The sequence below is a fragment of the Microcoleus sp. D3_18_C2 genome, from assembly GCF_036702395.1.
In the GTDB taxonomy this organism is placed as follows: Bacteria; Cyanobacteriota; Cyanobacteriia; order Cyanobacteriales; family Microcoleaceae; genus Microcoleus.
On record NZ_JAUBTG010000001.1, the window covers coordinates 16,578 to 33,008 of the forward strand.

The window sequence follows — 16,431 nt, forward strand, 5'->3', positions numbered from 1 at the left end:
TCAGTAGTCATTAGTCATTAGTCCTTAGTTATTGGGAATGGGGAATTGGGCATAGTGTCTTGTTTTTCTTCTGACTTCTGACTACTGACTAATGACTACTGACTACTGACTACTAACTAATTGAGCCGCATAAATATAGTAGCTTTGCGAATTCCTGTTATTTCTCCCGTACTGGTGACAGTTAGCGATCGCAAGTGATCGAACAATGGTCTTGCCGAAAGTTCAATTAACCTCAACAGCGGGATTTGTTTTTCCCAAATTGCCCTGCTGGAGGGCCAGTCTAAATAAAAATAGCCGTCGTTAGAGGGCGGAAGCGGTTCAATGCTGGTTTGAAAATCTTGATTGGCAACTAAAGAGACTGTTTCTGCTGCTTCTAGTGCTGCGTCCATTGCTTCTACTGAAGTGGTGAAAATTTCGTATTTGCCGACGGTGGCTCGGACTCCTTTTGCCTCGGTTTCGATCGCACTTTTTCTATTATTTTCTTTACCATAATTCTGGCTAGTTGTCAACTGCGTCCAAGCGGTAATTTTCTGGTTTCTCAGAGTGAAGCTGCCGATGCTGTATTCTTTGCTGCGGGCAATTTCATCGAGTTTGTCGATCGCCTGTTGGGAATCAGCAGAGTTTTCGGCGGCAAAAATCCAGTCGGCACCATTTGACGAATTCGGAAGCACTGCTAAAGCGTATTCTCCTTGTACCCAGTCAAATATATCCTGCGGCAGGTTGACGCCCCAAAGTTGCTGAATATCTCCCAGGGTGCGATCGACTAAATTTGAGACTTCTGGATTAGTAGAAACCGCCGATGACAAATCAGCCCAAAAATTCCTTAAGTCGGTGCTGGCGACCGCGAAAGGACTCGCTGAGGGAATGTATTGCAAGGCTTGCACAGGTTCGGAAAGCGTTGGAGAAGCTGTGTTTTCTCGCGATGTCACTAAAGCAGTTTGAGCCAGCAATCCCCGTCGGTTGACTCCGACAGCAACTGCGAGGGAATTAAGAGAAACTTGGGGATTTTGCTCGGTTGCTGATTGCGGGAGATTGACAAATGCTAAAGCGATTCTGCCTTGAGTTAGCTGCTGCAAAGCTTTTTGATATTCCGGGGTATTGTTGAGATTTAGGTTTGCTGTTTCAAGGTTATTAATTGCATCTCGAATCACAATCGGGCTATTGGAAAATAAAACAAAACTTTGGTTATTCCCAGAATTAAAATTACCGCCGATGGCTGCTGTTGCGAAGCTGGATGGCAACTTGGAAGTCGGCAGAGAAAACGGATTAAAAGGCGAAAGCGAAGCAGATTTTTTCTGGGATTTTGGTGCTTGTTTATAATTAATTCTCACGCCTTTATATATTTCCGACTGCACTGTTTTATCGCCACGAGATTGTTGGCGCCAGTAGGAGTCAAGAAATTTTTGGCTGCGATCGACCTTTTGGGAGGAAACGGCCAGCAAAAACCCGGTTTGTTTGCCGTTGCTGCTGTCGCCATCGAAATCGGGGTTTGTGACGGCGAGGGTAATTTCGTCACCTATCCAAGGTTGGATATCTCGACTGTAATCGAGGCCTGTATTGCCGAGGAAACTTTTTTTGATTTGCTCAAATTCTGCGTGCGATCGACTTCTTTCTTCGGGAGTGGCAAAAACTTGTCGCAATGCTTCGAGGCGATCGGGATTTACCAGCATTGATGCTAACAAAGGTGCTTGTTTCGAGACAAACACAGCCGCAGCCGGAGTAGTTGTCGGCCCGCCAGCGAGCAAATTCAGGGGAGTGTGAGTTGTCAGCCAGTAAAAACCACCGGCACTCAAGCCTAAGAGTGCCAAGACGCCAGCAATGAGGAAAGAAAAGAACGATCGCAACTTCATACAACAAGGACTAATGACCACAGTCTATTATTAACTAGAGTAGCGCATGACCGTAGCTGTCGGCAGATACTTTTTGTGCTGTTCGCAAAAAAAAAGAATCAATTAAAATATTCTCAAGCTCTAAAACTCAAGTAAAATGCTAACAATATCAACGCCCCCCGAACAGCGAGTTTTACTGCCAAATATCAGTTGGCAGTTATATGAAAGCCTGCTAGCGGAACTGGGCAACCAACGTTCCACCAGAATTGCTTATCATCAAGGTCAATTAGAAATTATGGTGCCGCTACCGGAACATGAAAATCGCAACAGGCTGATCGATCGCTTAATTGTAACTCTCATAGAAGAACTCAATCTAGAGTACAACCCCTTTGGCTCGATGACGATCAAAAAACGCAAAAAAGCAGCGGGTAAAGAACCAGATTCCTGTTATTATATCCAGAATGAAGCACTGGTCAGAGGGAGAACAGAATTAGACTTTGCTCAAGATCCGCCGCCCGATTTAGCACTGGAAATTGATATTACCAGCAGTTCCTTAAATCAATTCGATTTATATGCAGATTTAGGCGTACCCGAAATTTGGCGGTACGATGGACGAAGCATCAAGTTTTATCAATTGCAAAATGGCGAATATGCCGAGTGCAATTTTTCGCGGGCTTTCCCGATGCTACCTACTGCAAAAGTTGAGGAATTTATCGATCGCACTCAAACTACAGGCGCAACCACAGCAGTGCGAGAATTACGGGAATGGGTCAATCGATTTTAGATTTTAGATTTTAGATTTTAGATTTTAGAATTGAAGCATTCACCCCACGAATAAATACGTTCGGCAAGTTTCATCGGATACAGGTTTTTTATTTTTCCACGGATGAATCCGGGGGCTTGTATCCTGGATGCTTTCGGTAAAAAATCAAAAAAATCAGTAATTGTGCAGTCTACCACGGCACTCCTCGCGCATCAGAAAAATCTGCATCTAGAACCACCCCCGCATCGAATACAGCATCAGTTAAATCAGCTTTTCTAAACGACGTTATCGACAATTTTTCTATCTGTTCAACAGCGATAAAAAAGCCGATCGCAGTTAACCCCAGAATTACCCCAGAAACCAAAAATAAGACAATTCCCCTGAGAGTATCTCCGCCCAAAAATGTCACAATACCGCTAGCGCCGATCGCAGCAGCAGCCCCAGCCACAGCCCCCGCCACAATTCCAGCTTCGCACCGAGTCGCAGCAATCGCCGTAGCAGCGGTTCCAGCCACAGCCACAGCCCCCGCATCCGCCCCGGCTATCAGTCCCGTCAAAGCCCCAGCAGCCGTCACTGTCACCGCTGTCACCCCAGCCCTAGCAATCAAATTTCTCACCCGCCTGCGGCTTTGTCCGGTTCTGACACCCTGAAAATTTGCCCCCCTCAAAATCGCCCCGGTGAAATTGCAGCCTCGAATGTCGCAACCGCTGAAATTCGCCCCAGATAAGTCAAGCCCTTTAAAAGAACGGTTCCGCAAGTTTTGGTTAGCAAAATTGAGATTTTGAGGTAAAGTCATTCGATTTTAGATTTTAGATTTTAGATTTTAGATTAACCAAGCAAGGATCTGGGTTTTTAGATTTTAGATTATAGATTTTAGATTAACCAAGCACAGGGCATTTAGAATAAAGCCTGTGGTTTATAACGAGTTTCCATGTCTCCCATCTCCGAATCCCCATTTTCCCCCGAACAAATTGCTGCTGAAAGACTCAAACCAGAAGAATATCAAGAAATCGTTCAGCGTCTTGGCCGCCATCCTAATAAAGCTGAATTGGGAATGTTCGGCGTCATGTGGAGCGAACACTGCTGTTACAAAAATTCGCGGCCACTATTAAAACAGTTTCCCACAGAGGGCGATCGAATTCTCGTCGGGCCCGGAGAAAATGCCGGCGTCGTAGACTTGGGAGAAGGCTTGCAACTCGCCTTCAAAATTGAATCCCACAACCACCCCTCAGCAGTCGAACCTTTCCAAGGTGCAGCAACCGGTGTCGGGGGGATTCTCCGCGATATCTTCACAATGGGTGCTCGCCCGATCGCACTTTTAAATTCCCTGCGTTTTGGCAACTTAGACGATGCTAAAACTCAGAGATTGTTCAAAGGCGTAGTATCGGGAATTTCCCATTATGGAAATTGCATCGGCGTGCCCACAGTTGGCGGCGAAGTTTACTTCGATCCGGCTTATTCCGGCAACCCATTAGTTAACGTCATGGCCTTGGGTTTAATGGAAACTCAAGAAATCGTCAAATCCGGCGCATCCGGCATCGGAAATCCCGTGCTTTACGTCGGTTCAACTACTGGCAGAGATGGCATGGGAGGAGCAAGTTTTGCCAGTGCCGAATTGACCGACAAATCAATGGACGATCGCCCCGCAGTCCAAGTAGGAGATCCATTTTTAGAAAAATCCTTAATTGAAGCTTGTTTAGAAGCATTCAAAACCGGTGCAGTCGTCGCCGCCCAAGACATGGGTGCGGCGGGAATCACCTGTTCGACATCAGAAATGGCAGCCAAAGGCGGCGTCGGCATTGAATTCGATTTAGACAAAGTTCCCGTTCGAGAAAGCGGCATGATTCCCTACGAATACCTGCTTTCAGAATCCCAAGAACGGATGTTGTTTGTTGCCCAAAAAGGACGGGAACAGGAATTAATCGATATTTTCCATCGCTGGGGATTACACGCAGTAGTAGCGGGGACAGTCATCGAAGAGCCGATCGTCCGAATTCTCTTTAAAGGCGAAATCGCTGCCGAAATTACCGCAACTGCTTTGGCAGATAACACGCCAATTTATCACCGAGAACTGTTGACAGAACCGCCAGAATATGCTAAAAAAGCATGGGAATGGACGGCGGATTCCCTGCCACAATCCACAGTTGCAGGTATCGAAATTAACGGCAATTTCCAAACTTGGACTCAGATTTTGCTGACGCTTTTAGATACTCCCACCATCGCTTCTAAACGCTGGGTTTATCGCCAATACGACCATCAAGTGCAAAACAATACTGTTGTTTTGCCGGGAGGCGCTGATGCTGCCGTTGTCAGATTGCGTCCGCTAGAACCTTGCCACTCTTCCCTTGCTAACGGGTTAGAAGTACACCCCCTTGCTAAGGGGGATCTACTGAGAGAAAATGCCGTTTCTCTAGCTTCCGAAAGCAAACAGGAAGAAGAGGTAATTCCTCTATTTACAAAGGCACAAGGTAGGGAAACTCCAAAAGTTTCTCCCCCCCTTAGCAAGGAGGAAGCGCCGCAGGGGGCTATTCCCGGAGTTGCTGCAACGGTTGATTGCAATTCTCGTTATGTTTATCTCGATCCTTATGAAGGTGCAAAAGCAGTCGTAGCGGAAGCAGCGAGAAATTTGAGTTGTGTGGGTGCTGAACCTCTCGCAGTTACTGATAATTTGAATTTTGGCAGTCCCGAAAAGCCGATCGGATATTGGCAGTTAGCGTCAGCTTGTCGCGGGATTGCTGATGCTTGTCGGGAGTTGGGAACGCCTGTTACTGGCGGCAATGTTTCTCTTTACAATGAAACGGTTGATGCTGAGGGGAATCCTCAACCAATTTATCCGACTCCGGTAATCGGAATGGTGGGGTTAATTCCCGATTTGAAGAAGATTTGCGGCCAAGCTTGGCTAAAGAAAGGTGATTTAATTTATGTCCTGGGAATTGGTGAATCATCCCAAAACTCCGAACTTCCATCGGAAAGCTCAAAAATCGAAACTTCTCCTACTTTGGGAGGTTCGGAATATTTAGCGGCAATTCACGGGATTGTAGCTGGGAAACCGCCAAGGATAGATTTTGAGTTGGAAAGAAAAGTGCAATCGGTTTGTCGCGATGGAATTCGCCAAGGTTGGGTATGTTCTGCCCATGATTGTGCGGAAGGTGGAATTGCGATCGCCCTCGCGGAATCTTGTATTTCTGCTAAAATGGGTGCGGAAATTCATCTCAGTTTCAACTCGGCAAATGTCCGCCGCTGGGATGAAATTTTGTTTGGTGAAATGGGCAACTGCATTGTAGTTTCAGTCGCACCGAAAAATCAAGAAATTTGGGAAGCTTACCTGCAGGAACATTTGACAAAAATGTGGCAGAAGCTTGGTTTAGTTTGCTGTGCTGAATCACCTTTACGGGTTGTGAGTGCTGACAATCAAGTGTTAATTGAGGTTGGGATGAGTGAGATGGGCGATCGATTCTATAATGCGATCGAGCGTCGGATTGGATCTGTTTGACAACGTGAAGTTTCGATCCCCCTAAATCCCCCTTAAAAAGGGGAGTAGGGGCTGACTTTGAATACTCTTGTCCCCCCCTTCTTAAGGGGGGCTAGGGGGGATCTCCGGGTTGAAAACACACCCTAGAACCCCAACTTCTTACAAAATTCACGATTCTGGTAAAAACCTATTACAGAAGTCGGGGTTCTTGCACACTATACAATATAAACAATATCATTCCTAAAATAAATGATTTGCTGTATCAATCCCAACTGCCCCAATCCTCAAAACCCCGACGGGCAAACATATTGCATCAGTTGTGGCCTTCAACTCGTACCCATCCTGCGAAATCGCTTCCGCATGATCAAACTCCTCGGTCAAGGTGGCTTCGGCAGAACCTATTTAGCAGAAGATATTGATAGACTAAATCAACCCTGTGTCGTTAAACAATTAGCACCCGATGTCCAGGGAACTTGGGCGATTAACAAAGCAGTAGAATTATTTCAGCTAGAAGCTAGACAACTGCAACAGCTAGGACAACATCCCCAAATTCCATCCCTTGATGCCTATTTTGAAGACAACAAATATTTGTATCTCGTACAACAGTTTGTGGATGGGGATAATTTGTTGACGCTTTTCCAAAATCAGGGAATTTGGCAAGAAAGCCAAGTTAAGCAACTATTACTCGAACTTTTACCTGTTCTCAAGTTTATTCACGAACAAAAAATTGTTCACCGAGATATCAAGCCAGAGAATATTATGCGCCGTCGCAGCGACGGTTTGTTAATGCTGATTGATTTCGGAGTTTCCAAACAGTTGTCAGGAACAGTGATATCGCGACAGGGAACGCAAATTGGTTCCCATGGTTATGCACCGCTTGAACAAATGCAAGGGGGTGAAGCTTATGCAGCAAGCGATTTGTTTAGCTTGGGGGCGACGGCTTTTCATCTACTGACGGGGGTACATCCTTATGGTTTGTGGACGGAACACGGTTATAGTTGGACTGGCAATTGGCAGCAACATTTGAAGAGTCCCATAGACAAGGAATTGGAATTGATTTTATCTAAGTTGTTGGCAAAAGATATCCAGCAGCGCTATCAATCAGCCGAGGAAGTTTTAAGAGATTTTCAAGGTCAGTCAAGACAATCTCCCGCACCGACACCAAATCCCACAATTCCTGTGATTCCACAGCACTCTTTGCCGTTACGAACTAAGACAACAAGGCGAGGTTTCTTGCAATTAGCGGGTTTTGCTGGGGGAGGATTTGCATTAGCTGTGCTGGGTCAAAGTTTGTGGAACAACAAAACTTCTTCATCTTCACCAAATCTTCCGCCTTCATCCAACAATGCGGCCCCATCTCCTAAATCATCAGCTCAAAAATCATCTCCAAAAACTACAGCAAAAAAATCATCGCCAAAACCATCTCCACAATCTGTAGCAGAAAGTCCATCGCCCAAACCATCTCCAAAACCCGCACCAGAAACTCTAAAACCTACGCCATCTTCCAATGCTTTAAAAAGCTTTACTTTTGAAACAGTGACAGTCAACTCAACGGGGCAAATTGCCAACCGCCGTCAAGGAAAAGCACAGGCTTTTATAGAAAATATTGGGAATGGTATTAGTCTAGACATGGTAGCAATTCCTGGCGGCAGTTTCGTGATGGGTTCGCCCGATACGGAAGCCGGACGAAGTAGCTATGAAGGGCCGCAGCGTACCGTGAATATTCCTGCTTTTTTTATGGGTCAATATGAGATAACTCAAGAACAATACCAAGCGGTGATGGGAAATAACCCTTCTGAGTTCAAAGGTGCGAAACTTCCTGTGGAAAAAGTAAGCTGGAATGATGCTGTGGAATTCTGCAAGCGGCTTTCTCAAAAAACAGGCAAGACTTATCGCTTACCTTCACAAGCGGAATGGGAATATGCTTGTCGCGCCGGAACTAAAACACCTTTCTATTTTGGCGAAACTATTACCCCAGATTTAGTTAATTATAATGGCAATAATCCCTATGGTGGGGCACCGAAGGGACTTTACCGCAAACAAACAACTGATGTCGGGAATTTTTCACCCAATGCTTTTGGACTTTATGATATGCACGGGAATGTTTGGGAATGGTGCAGTCATCCCGACAACGATCGAAGCGATCGCCGGGTGCGTTGTGGCGGTTCCTGGAACGACACTGCGGTGAATTGTCGCAGTGCGTATCGTCTTAGCAATTTGGCGGGCGATCGTTACTCGGACATCGGTTTTCGCGTGGCTTTGGTTTCCGCGTAGTCTCTGGTTTTCGGTTCTTTGCTGTAGTCTCCCGCGAGGACTTTTCTTTTAAGGCTGGGCGGTTTCAACCTGGTTGATAAATATAGTCCTTGACGCATCAAAACCTTCATAACCGGGTTTTTTGGGGTTTTTGCGGTCTGTAGCGCGTCTTCTGGGCAAAAAAAACCGGTTTCTGGCTACCCGTGCAGAAGTCCTATAATAGTTAAAATATGCCACGGTCACATATTAGGAAGGATAAAAAATATGACCCTCAATCTTCCTCTTCCCGATTCAATTCAAAATTTTATTAACGAACAAGTGGCAATCGGAGGCTACAGTAATGCAGCGGAATACATCTTGCACCTAATTCGCCAAGAACAAGCAAGAGCCGCGCGGGTTGAGTCGTTATTGTTGGCTGGTTTGGATAGTGGCAATTCTATAGAGATTACCGATGATTGGTGGGAGCAAAAACGGGCTCAGTTGGTGCAGAATCTTGACCCACACCAGCAATGACTAAACGGATTGTCATTACACCAAGAGCAAGTCAAGATTTAGACGAAAATTTTGCTTATATTGCTCAAAATAATCTTGATGCTGCATTGCGTTTTTTTGATGCAGCACGTCAGACATTTGCGAGATTGGCTCAAATGTCGGGAATGGGTCGCCTGTATCCGGTTAAAAATCCACGGTTGGAGGGTTTGCGAAGATTGTCAGTTAGGGGGTTTGAGAATTATCTGATTTTCTATCTGTCTTTTGATAACTATATTGAGGTAGTGAGAATTCTGCACGCAGCGAGAGATTTAGAGGAAGTTTTGTCAGGAGATGAAGCTGATTGACTTTGTAAAGTAGGAAAATTTTTCAGGCTGCCAAATCTCCATCCCACGGTTCACTCCTGTCGGTATTACTTAATACTCGATCGCCCCCAAAATGACATTACATGGCCGCACAGATTCCCATGATGATATAGTATGTCAATCTCACAGAAAAGTCAAGCTCGATCGCCCTTAAATTCTAATATTTGAAAAAGCCCATCAAGCAAGTTTCTAATTTATTTGCCATTGCACGATCGCCAATCTCTTCAGTCTGGCGTTGCGCTGACTTCGTTTGACAATCGCCCCAGCCATCGCCCCAGCCATCGCCCCAGCCATCGCCCCAGCCCTCGCCCGCTGTTAATTAAGGTTAATATAGGATTTGGGGGCGATCGATACTACAATGCCATTAAACGCCGCATCGCTTCTGTCTGAAATGCTACACGATTTGGAAATAATGACAGATCCGTGGCAAGATTAAGGGAATGTTAAGTTATGCGACGCCTTCGCAAACAAGATTTCCCGCTGAAACTGTCCCCCTAACCCACCTTCCCCATTAGGAACCCACCCATCTATGATTCCCAACCATTCCTTCGCGGCTGACGAGCATTCTAGCAAACCCGACAAGCCCGAGGAAGCTTGTGGCGTTTTCGGTATCTACGCACCGGGTGAAGATGTCGCCAAGTTGACCTACTTCGGTTTGTATGCTTTGCAGCACCGCGGTCAGGAATCAGCAGGGATTGCTACCTTTGACGGTGAAAAAGTCCACCTGCACAAAGATATGGGACTGGTTTCCCAAGTCTTCAACGAATCGAGTTTAGGTCACTTGCCCGGTAACTTAGCCGTAGGGCACACTCGCTACTCTACTACGGGCTCCTCGCGCGTGGTCAACGCTCAGCCTGTGGTTGTCGAAACTCGTTTGGGAAGTCTGGCCCTAGCACATAACGGTAATCTTGTCAATACTAAAGAATTGCGCGAAGAATTGCTGTCTCGGAAGTGCGAATTTGTCAGCACGACGGATTCAGAGGCGATCGCAGTGGCGATCGGTTCCGAGGTAGACAAGGGCAAAGACTGGCTGGAAGCAGCGATCAGTGCCTTTGGTATGTGCCAAGGAGCCTTTAGTTTGACGATCGCCACCCCTAAAGGCGTGATGGGAGTCCGCGACCCCCAAGGCGTCCGCCCGTTGGTAATTGGCATCCTCCCCACAACTCCGGTACGATACGTTTTAGCATCGGAAACTTGCGGCTTGGATATTATCGGTGCTGAATTTTTGCGGGACGTAGAACCCGGGGAATTAGTTTGGATTACAGAGGAAGGTATGGCTTCCTTCCACTGGAGCCAGCAACAGAAGCGCAAACTTTGCATCTTTGAAATGATCTATTTTGCTCGCCCCGACAGCCAGATGGAAGGTGAAAGTTTGTACAGCTACCGACTGCGGATCGGGCGTTTGTTGGCAGCAGAATCTCCGGCTGATGCTGATATAGTTATCGGCGTTCCCGATTCTGGAATCCCGGCGGCGATCGGCTTTTCTCAAGCTTCCGGCATTCCTTACGCCGAAGGATTGATTAAAAACCGCTACGTGGGGCGCACTTTTATTCAACCGACTCAGACAATGCGGGAGTCAGGAATCCGCATGAAACTCAACCCTCTCAAAGATGTGTTGGAAGGAAAGCGGGTAATTATTATCGATGATTCGATCGTGCGCGGCACTACCAGTCGCAAAATCGTCAAAGCCTTGCGGGATGCTGGCGCAACAGCAGTTCACATGAGAATTTCCTCGCCGCCGGTGACTCATCCGTGTTTCTACGGTATCGACACCGACAATCAAGATCAGTTGATTGCTGCTACTAAGTCAGTCGCAGAAATCGGCACCCAAATTGGGGTTGATTCCTTGGCTTTCTTGAGTTGGGATGGAATGCTGAAGGCGACTAACGAAGACCCGATGAGTTTTTGTTCGGCGTGTTTCACCGGTGATTATCCGATCGACGTTCCAGAAATGGTAAAACGGTCTAAGCTCATATTAGAAAAAGCTGGAACCTAGAAAATCCCAAAGCGAGAAAGCGATCGCCCGTCACTTTCCGCAATTTATGGATTTTCAAGTTTTTCTGGTAAGTCATTGCCAGAATGTGTGTAGAAATGTTACATTAACTTAGCTTTAGCAATTCTTGCAGAATTTGTGAACTGTAGTGAACAGTCGCTTGGGTAGAACTTGTGCGAAACCCAACCCTCGGATTGGAGATGGGAGATTGGAGATTTGAGATTTGTGCTTGAATCTAAAATCGGCAATCTAAAATCGATGGTTTTTCCCTACACTCTCGTTCACAATTCCTGCTCGAAACGCTGTATGCTACCTGCAGACTGGAGGTAGTTCCTCCAGATGTCCACTCTCAGATGGAAGTCGCATTTCGCACCAACAACGGGCACATGAGATTTTTTCAGATAACAGGGTCGATCGCACTAATTTTTCCGACACAAGTATTCGACAAGCCAACTTGCTTGAGAATCGCGGACGGGCTATTCATGCGAACTAAATAACTTTAGAAACCCTTGCAGAGTAAAAAGATGGCTCCTTGCAGGTTGAATGTTACCTCACCTGCATAGGGCATACAACCCCCCGACTCCTGTCCGGGAGAGCCAAAAATTTAGATATTAGTTTAAGCCCCCAGATTCATCTGTGGAGTGAATCTAAAATCTAAAATCTAAAATCTAAAATCGATTGACTGTTAAAAGAAGGCGGAATGCGGTTTCTCAAGTCAGCTTAAATCGGAAACTTCGTGCAATCAAATACTGTTCTCAATCAGCCGAGCAATCAAGGCTCATCCTCTCGTACAGCAGAGTTACCTTTTACTCTTCAAGATATCAAGGCAGCCATTCCAGCCCACTGTTTTGAGCCATCGGCATGGAAATCTCTGGCTTATTTCTTTTTAGATATTGGCATCATCGCAGGTTTGTATGCGATCGCCTACACCCTGGATTCCTGGCTCTTTTATCCAATCTTTTGGTTGATGCAGGGAACCATGTTTTGGGCATTGTTTGTAGTGGGTCACGACTGCGGACACGGTTCATTTTCTAAGAGCAAATGGCTCAACAACCTGATCGGACACCTGTCCCACGCTCCAATTCTCGTGCCCTTCCACGGTTGGCGGATTAGTCACAGAACCCACCACGCAAATACAGGCAGCTTAGATAACGATGAAAGCTGGTATCCGGTATCGGAAAGCAAATACAATCAAATGCCTTGGTACGAAAAGCTAGGACGCTTTTATTTGATGTTATTTGCCTATCCAATTTATCTATTTCGCCGATCGCCCGATCGAGTAGGTTCTCACTTCATGCCCGGTAGCCCGATTTTCCGTCCGTCCGAAAAATGGGATGTGTTGACAAGTTCCGCATCCTTGGTACTGATGGTAGGCTTTTTAGGCGCGCTAACCTATCAGTTTGGTTGGCTGTTTTTACTCAAGTTCTACTTGGTTCCCTATGTAGTGTTCGTGATGTGGCTGGATTTGGTAACATTCCTGCACCACACAGAAGCCGATATTCCTTGGTATCGCGGAGATGATTGGTCTTTCTTGAAAGGTGCATTGTCTACGATCGATCGCGACTACGGAATCATCAATTCCATCCATCACGATATCGGCACCCACGTAGCCCACCACATTTTCTCGACAATGCCGCACTATCACTTGAAGGAAGCAACGGAAGCCATCAAGCCAGTGTTGGGCGATTATTATCGCAAGTCAACCGATCCAATTTGGAAGAGCTTTATTCGCTCTTACTGGGATTGTCATTTTGTCTCCGATACAGGTTCTGGAGTTTACTACGAATCACCTAACAGTCGGCGATCGGCTGAAGTTAAGTAGTTTAAATAAACAATAGAATACGCAAAAACCCGGCTTCTTTAAGAAACCGGGTTTTTCTTTTTTGTGCGTGTTTGATCATAAGATATTCCACATTTAACCTGCATATTGGGGGCGGGCAAGATGCCCACCCACAATAAATTTACAGATTACCTTTAAGCCCGATCGCCGTAACAATAGTCCACGCATCCACCAACAGCAGCAGCAGCGTACATCCCAGCAAAATAAGATACATCCAAGGCTGCGACAAAGGGCGGACATCTCTAGTATCAATACCTGTTTTTGCTTCCACCAAACCGACTAATTTACCAAATCCAGCCACCCGCATTGGCAACAAATAACCTTCACCCGAATGACTCAAAAAATAGTAAACTAAACCTCCTTGACCGGTCGATCGAGGTTTGAGAGCTTTTACCTCAGTCCAAGGTAGGGACCAACCCTTGCGAAAAAAATGCGGAAACCACTTGGGATATGTGACTTCAATCCCTTCCTCGCTCAAAATTACCCTTTCACTGAGCACGCCGTAGAGGCCCACAGCCCCAACAACAATTCCCGCCCAGAGTGCGGCGGGAGGAACCGGTGCTTTCGTTACTTCCGACAAAAACGGCAATGGAATTGTCAGGGCTGTGTACAAGCTCAACAGCGTGATTCTAATCAGGGGAGAAAGCCGGAATACCGCCGGCTCAAATACTGGGGCAGAAGATGGGGAAGAAGCAAGAGGTTGTGCTGACATGGCTGAATTCGAGAAGCTGTTTAAGGATATTTTTGCACAGCTTTTGGGCCCGCCAACCAAACTCAGAGAAATACGAAAAACCGGACAATATTTCCAGTTGTGAGTTTTGATCTAAAATTCATTTCACAAACTTTGATTCTTAACTGTTGAGTTTTTACCGCTTTGCAGAAGTTGGAATTTTGAGCGCGGAGTTATCAATTAACTGACAATTATATAACTCAAAACTCACAACTGGGATTAATCAACGGCGGTTAGCGCCGGTACAGTCAAAGGTTCTGAGATTTCTCTGGATTTGGGGCGGCCGGCCATGATTGTTCGATCGCCCGGAACTGCCTCTGGGGATCTGCTAGGATTGACCTTTGAATAGGGGCCTTCGTTAATCTGCAAGCGATCGCAAGGAATTTTATCCGACAAAATTGCACTAGCCATCATCCCGGTGTGAATTTCCAATGCTGCAGCGGGCATCGCTTCAAACACTAAGCGCTGTCCGGGAAACACCACTCGTTCAAAGTACCAGTTAGGAATGTTGGCGATGCGAGCAATCTGAATCTGACTGGTGGCGTTGACGTAGCAGCACAGAATCTTGCTGTCAATGTTTGAGGGTACGGGGTCAAGAATTTGAGCCATAACTGCTGAGGGAGCCTTGCCTAAAAGTTTTAGTTATCTTCTCAGGCTAACACTAGGCGATCCCGCCTACTGTAAAGCCGACTACCAACTCCCTAATACATGAGAGACCGATCGAACTTCTATTAAAATATAACCGGATAAATATCGGCTTTTTGACTCCTAGCAGAGATTTTTTGTCAAAATAAGCTGTATTCACTTAAAAATTAGCTTTTTTCTGCTGCTGTCGCCGATCGACACCAACAAGCTCGGCTTTTAGCCAGTTTAAAAAAATTTAAGAATATTTAATGTCAAATTGCGAAAATTAGACATATTGTAAAGTTATATTAAAAGAATATTAACATAGCTGAAAAAGTTCCACTTTAGGATATGGCAATCATGGAAAACCGAGAAAACCGAGTCCTGTACGTTCGCCTCCCTTGCAATCCGATTTTCCCGATCGGAGTTGTCTATCTTTCGGATCACGTACACAAGCTGTTTCCCGATGTCGAACAGCGCATTTTCGATTTAGGTGCCGTACCCCCCCTGGATTTCGCTAAAGCTTTAGATGCCAGCATAGACGAGTTTAAGCCGACTCTGCTAGTTTTCTCTTGGCGGGACATTCAAATTTACGCGCCCGTCGGCGGCAGAGGCGGCAATCCGCTGCAAAATGCCTTCGAGTTTTACTACGCCAAAAATCCGCTGATCAAGTTCCGGGGAGCACTCGGAGGACTGCGTTTGGCCGCGTCTTACTACACCGAACTCTGGCGCAATTTAGGACTGATTAAGCGCGGATTGAAGCGGGCCCGGAAATACCGCCCCGAAGCTCGTGCAGTGGTCGGAGGCGGTGCTGTGAGCGTGTTTTACGAACAGTTGGGCCGCAGTTTGCCGGCGGGAACAGTGGTTTCGGTGGGGGAAGGCGAAGCTTTGCTGGAGAAGTTGATTAAGGGCGAAGATTTGGCAGAGGAAAGATGTTATGTGGTGGGAGAAACCGTGCCGCGCGCGAAGCTAATTCACGAAAAGCCAGCCAACATCGAGAAAACTGCTTGCGACTATAACTACATCGAAACGATTTGGCCGGAATTTTCCTATTATCTACAGGATATGGACTTCTACGTCGGAGTCCAAACCAAGCGCGGCTGTCCTCACAATTGCTGTTACTGCATTTATACGGTGATTGAAGGGAAACAAGTGCGGATCAATCCGGCGGATGAGGTGGTGGCGGAAATTCGGCAATTGTACTCGAGAGGTATCCGCAATTTCTGGTTTACCGACGCTCAATTTATCCCAGCCCGCAAATTCATCGACGATGCAGTTGAATTATTGCAAAAAATCATCGCCGCCGGCATGGACGACATACACTGGGCCGCTTACATCCGTGCGGACAATCTCACACCAGAGTTGTGCGATTTGATGGTAAAAACGGGGATGAATTACTTTGAAATCGGCATCACCAGCGGTTCCCAGGAACTGGTTCGCAAAATGCGGATGGGCTACAACTTGCGAGTAGTTTTAGAGAATTGCCGCGATTTAAAAGCAGCCGGTTACAACGATGTGGTTTCCGTGAATTACTCGTTTAACGTCATTGACGAAACCTTTGAAACCATCCGGCAAACTATTGCTTATCACCGAGAATTAGAGCGGATTTTCGGAGCCGATAAAGTAGAACCCGCGATTTTCTTTATCGGCTTGCAGCCGCACACAATTTTGGAAGAATACGCCTTTAAAAAGGAGATTCTGCAACCGGGTTACGATCCCATGAGTTTGATGCCTTGGACAGCGCGAAAGTTGCTGTGGAATCCCGAACCTTTGGGTTCGTTTTTCGGGCAAATTTGTTTAGAAGCTTGGCAGCGGAATTCCAATGATTTCGGCCGCGAAGTGATGGCAATTCTGGAGGAAAAACTCGGCTGTGCGGATTTGGAAGAAGCATTAACCGCGCCAGTGGAAATCAAAGACAAACAATTGGCAGCAGTTAATTAATTAATTACCAGGTTCGCAGTCAGGAAGACGGTTCTTTTCAAAAGGGGAAATGGGAGGAAAAATCTATCTTCTATTTCCCTTTTTATTATTCAATAAATAGGTAAGTGCAAATAAACATTACCGTGTAATATC

13 protein-coding genes are annotated in these 16,431 nt (G+C 46.2%); 9 read left to right on the forward strand and 4 right to left on the reverse strand.

The annotated features are described in order from the left end of the window. Positions 1-116: 116 nt before the first annotated feature. A complete protein-coding gene (locus tag QUA88_RS00060; protein WP_333269635.1) occupies positions 117-1,871 on the reverse strand; it encodes a DUF3352 domain-containing protein in 1,755 nt (584 codons plus the stop codon). A 115-nt stretch (positions 1,872-1,986) separates the two neighbouring features. Here QUA88_RS00060 and QUA88_RS00065 point away from each other — a divergent pair, with 115 nt between their 5' ends. After that, positions 1,987-2,613: a Uma2 family endonuclease gene (locus QUA88_RS00065; protein WP_333233344.1), complete on the forward strand. Its 627-nt coding sequence runs from the start codon at positions 1,987-1,989 to the stop codon at positions 2,611-2,613. A gap of 169 nt (positions 2,614-2,782) precedes the next feature. On the opposite strand, the gene QUA88_RS00070 is transcribed toward QUA88_RS00065, so the two are convergent. Further along, positions 2,783-3,388: a pentapeptide repeat-containing protein gene (locus tag QUA88_RS00070; RefSeq protein WP_333052467.1), complete on the reverse strand. Its 606-nt coding sequence runs from the start codon at positions 3,386-3,388 to the stop codon at positions 2,783-2,785. A 135-nt stretch (positions 3,389-3,523) separates the two neighbouring features. Between QUA88_RS00070 and purL the strand changes: the two genes are divergently transcribed. The 7 genes from purL to QUA88_RS00105 all read left to right on the forward strand — a co-directional run bounded on the left by purL (position 3,524) and on the right by QUA88_RS00105 (position 12,986). Next, the gene (purL, locus tag QUA88_RS00075) at positions 3,524-6,085 is read left to right on the forward strand and encodes a phosphoribosylformylglycinamidine synthase subunit PurL (protein WP_333269638.1); all 2,562 of its coding nucleotides are present in this window, start codon (positions 3,524-3,526) and stop codon (positions 6,083-6,085) included. A 228-nt stretch (positions 6,086-6,313) separates the two neighbouring features. Further along, positions 6,314-8,338 carry a bifunctional serine/threonine-protein kinase/formylglycine-generating enzyme family protein gene (locus QUA88_RS00080; RefSeq protein WP_333269640.1) on the forward strand — a complete coding sequence of 675 codons (2,025 nt, stop codon included), beginning with the start codon at positions 6,314-6,316 and terminating at the stop codon, positions 8,336-8,338. 243 nt (positions 8,339-8,581) lie between these two features. Next, positions 8,582-8,830, forward strand: coding sequence for a type II toxin-antitoxin system ParD family antitoxin (locus QUA88_RS00085; protein ID WP_333052475.1), 249 nt, complete (start codon positions 8,582-8,584; stop codon positions 8,828-8,830). Further along, a complete protein-coding gene (locus tag QUA88_RS00090) occupies positions 8,827-9,153 on the forward strand; it encodes a type II toxin-antitoxin system RelE/ParE family toxin (protein WP_333052477.1) in 327 nt (108 codons plus the stop codon). Before QUA88_RS00085 ends, QUA88_RS00090 begins: the two co-directional genes overlap by 4 nt. Before the next feature lie 216 nt (positions 9,154-9,369). Beyond that, positions 9,370-9,561 carry a hypothetical protein gene (locus QUA88_RS00095; protein WP_333269642.1) on the forward strand — a complete coding sequence of 64 codons (192 nt, stop codon included), beginning with the start codon at positions 9,370-9,372 and terminating at the stop codon, positions 9,559-9,561. A gap of 139 nt (positions 9,562-9,700) precedes the next feature. Then, positions 9,701-11,167, forward strand: a complete 1,467-nt coding sequence (gene purF / locus QUA88_RS00100) for an amidophosphoribosyltransferase (protein WP_333241685.1) — start codon at positions 9,701-9,703, stop codon at positions 11,165-11,167. A 733-nt stretch (positions 11,168-11,900) separates the two neighbouring features. After that, the gene (locus QUA88_RS00105; RefSeq protein ID WP_333052482.1) at positions 11,901-12,986 is read left to right on the forward strand and encodes a DUF3474 domain-containing protein; all 1,086 of its coding nucleotides are present in this window, start codon (positions 11,901-11,903) and stop codon (positions 12,984-12,986) included. Between the two features lie 139 nt (positions 12,987-13,125). Here QUA88_RS00105 and QUA88_RS00110 read toward each other — a convergent pair whose 3' ends face one another. Both QUA88_RS00110 and QUA88_RS00115 read right to left on the reverse strand, forming a co-directional pair. Beyond that, positions 13,126-13,716: a hypothetical protein gene (locus QUA88_RS00110; RefSeq protein ID WP_333259650.1), complete on the reverse strand. Its 591-nt coding sequence runs from the start codon at positions 13,714-13,716 to the stop codon at positions 13,126-13,128. Positions 13,717-13,953: 237 nt separating this feature from the next. Further along, complete coding sequence (locus QUA88_RS00115) at positions 13,954-14,343, reverse strand: DUF1830 domain-containing protein (RefSeq protein ID WP_333269644.1); 390 nt, start codon at positions 14,341-14,343, stop codon at positions 13,954-13,956. Positions 14,344-14,718: 375 nt separating this feature from the next. On the opposite strand from QUA88_RS00115, the gene QUA88_RS00120 reads away from it, so the two are divergent. Further along, entirely contained in the window at positions 14,719-16,299 is a 1,581-nt protein-coding gene (locus tag QUA88_RS00120) for a photosystem II high light acclimation radical SAM protein (RefSeq protein WP_333269646.1), read from the forward strand. Positions 16,300-16,431: the final 132 nt, after the last annotated feature.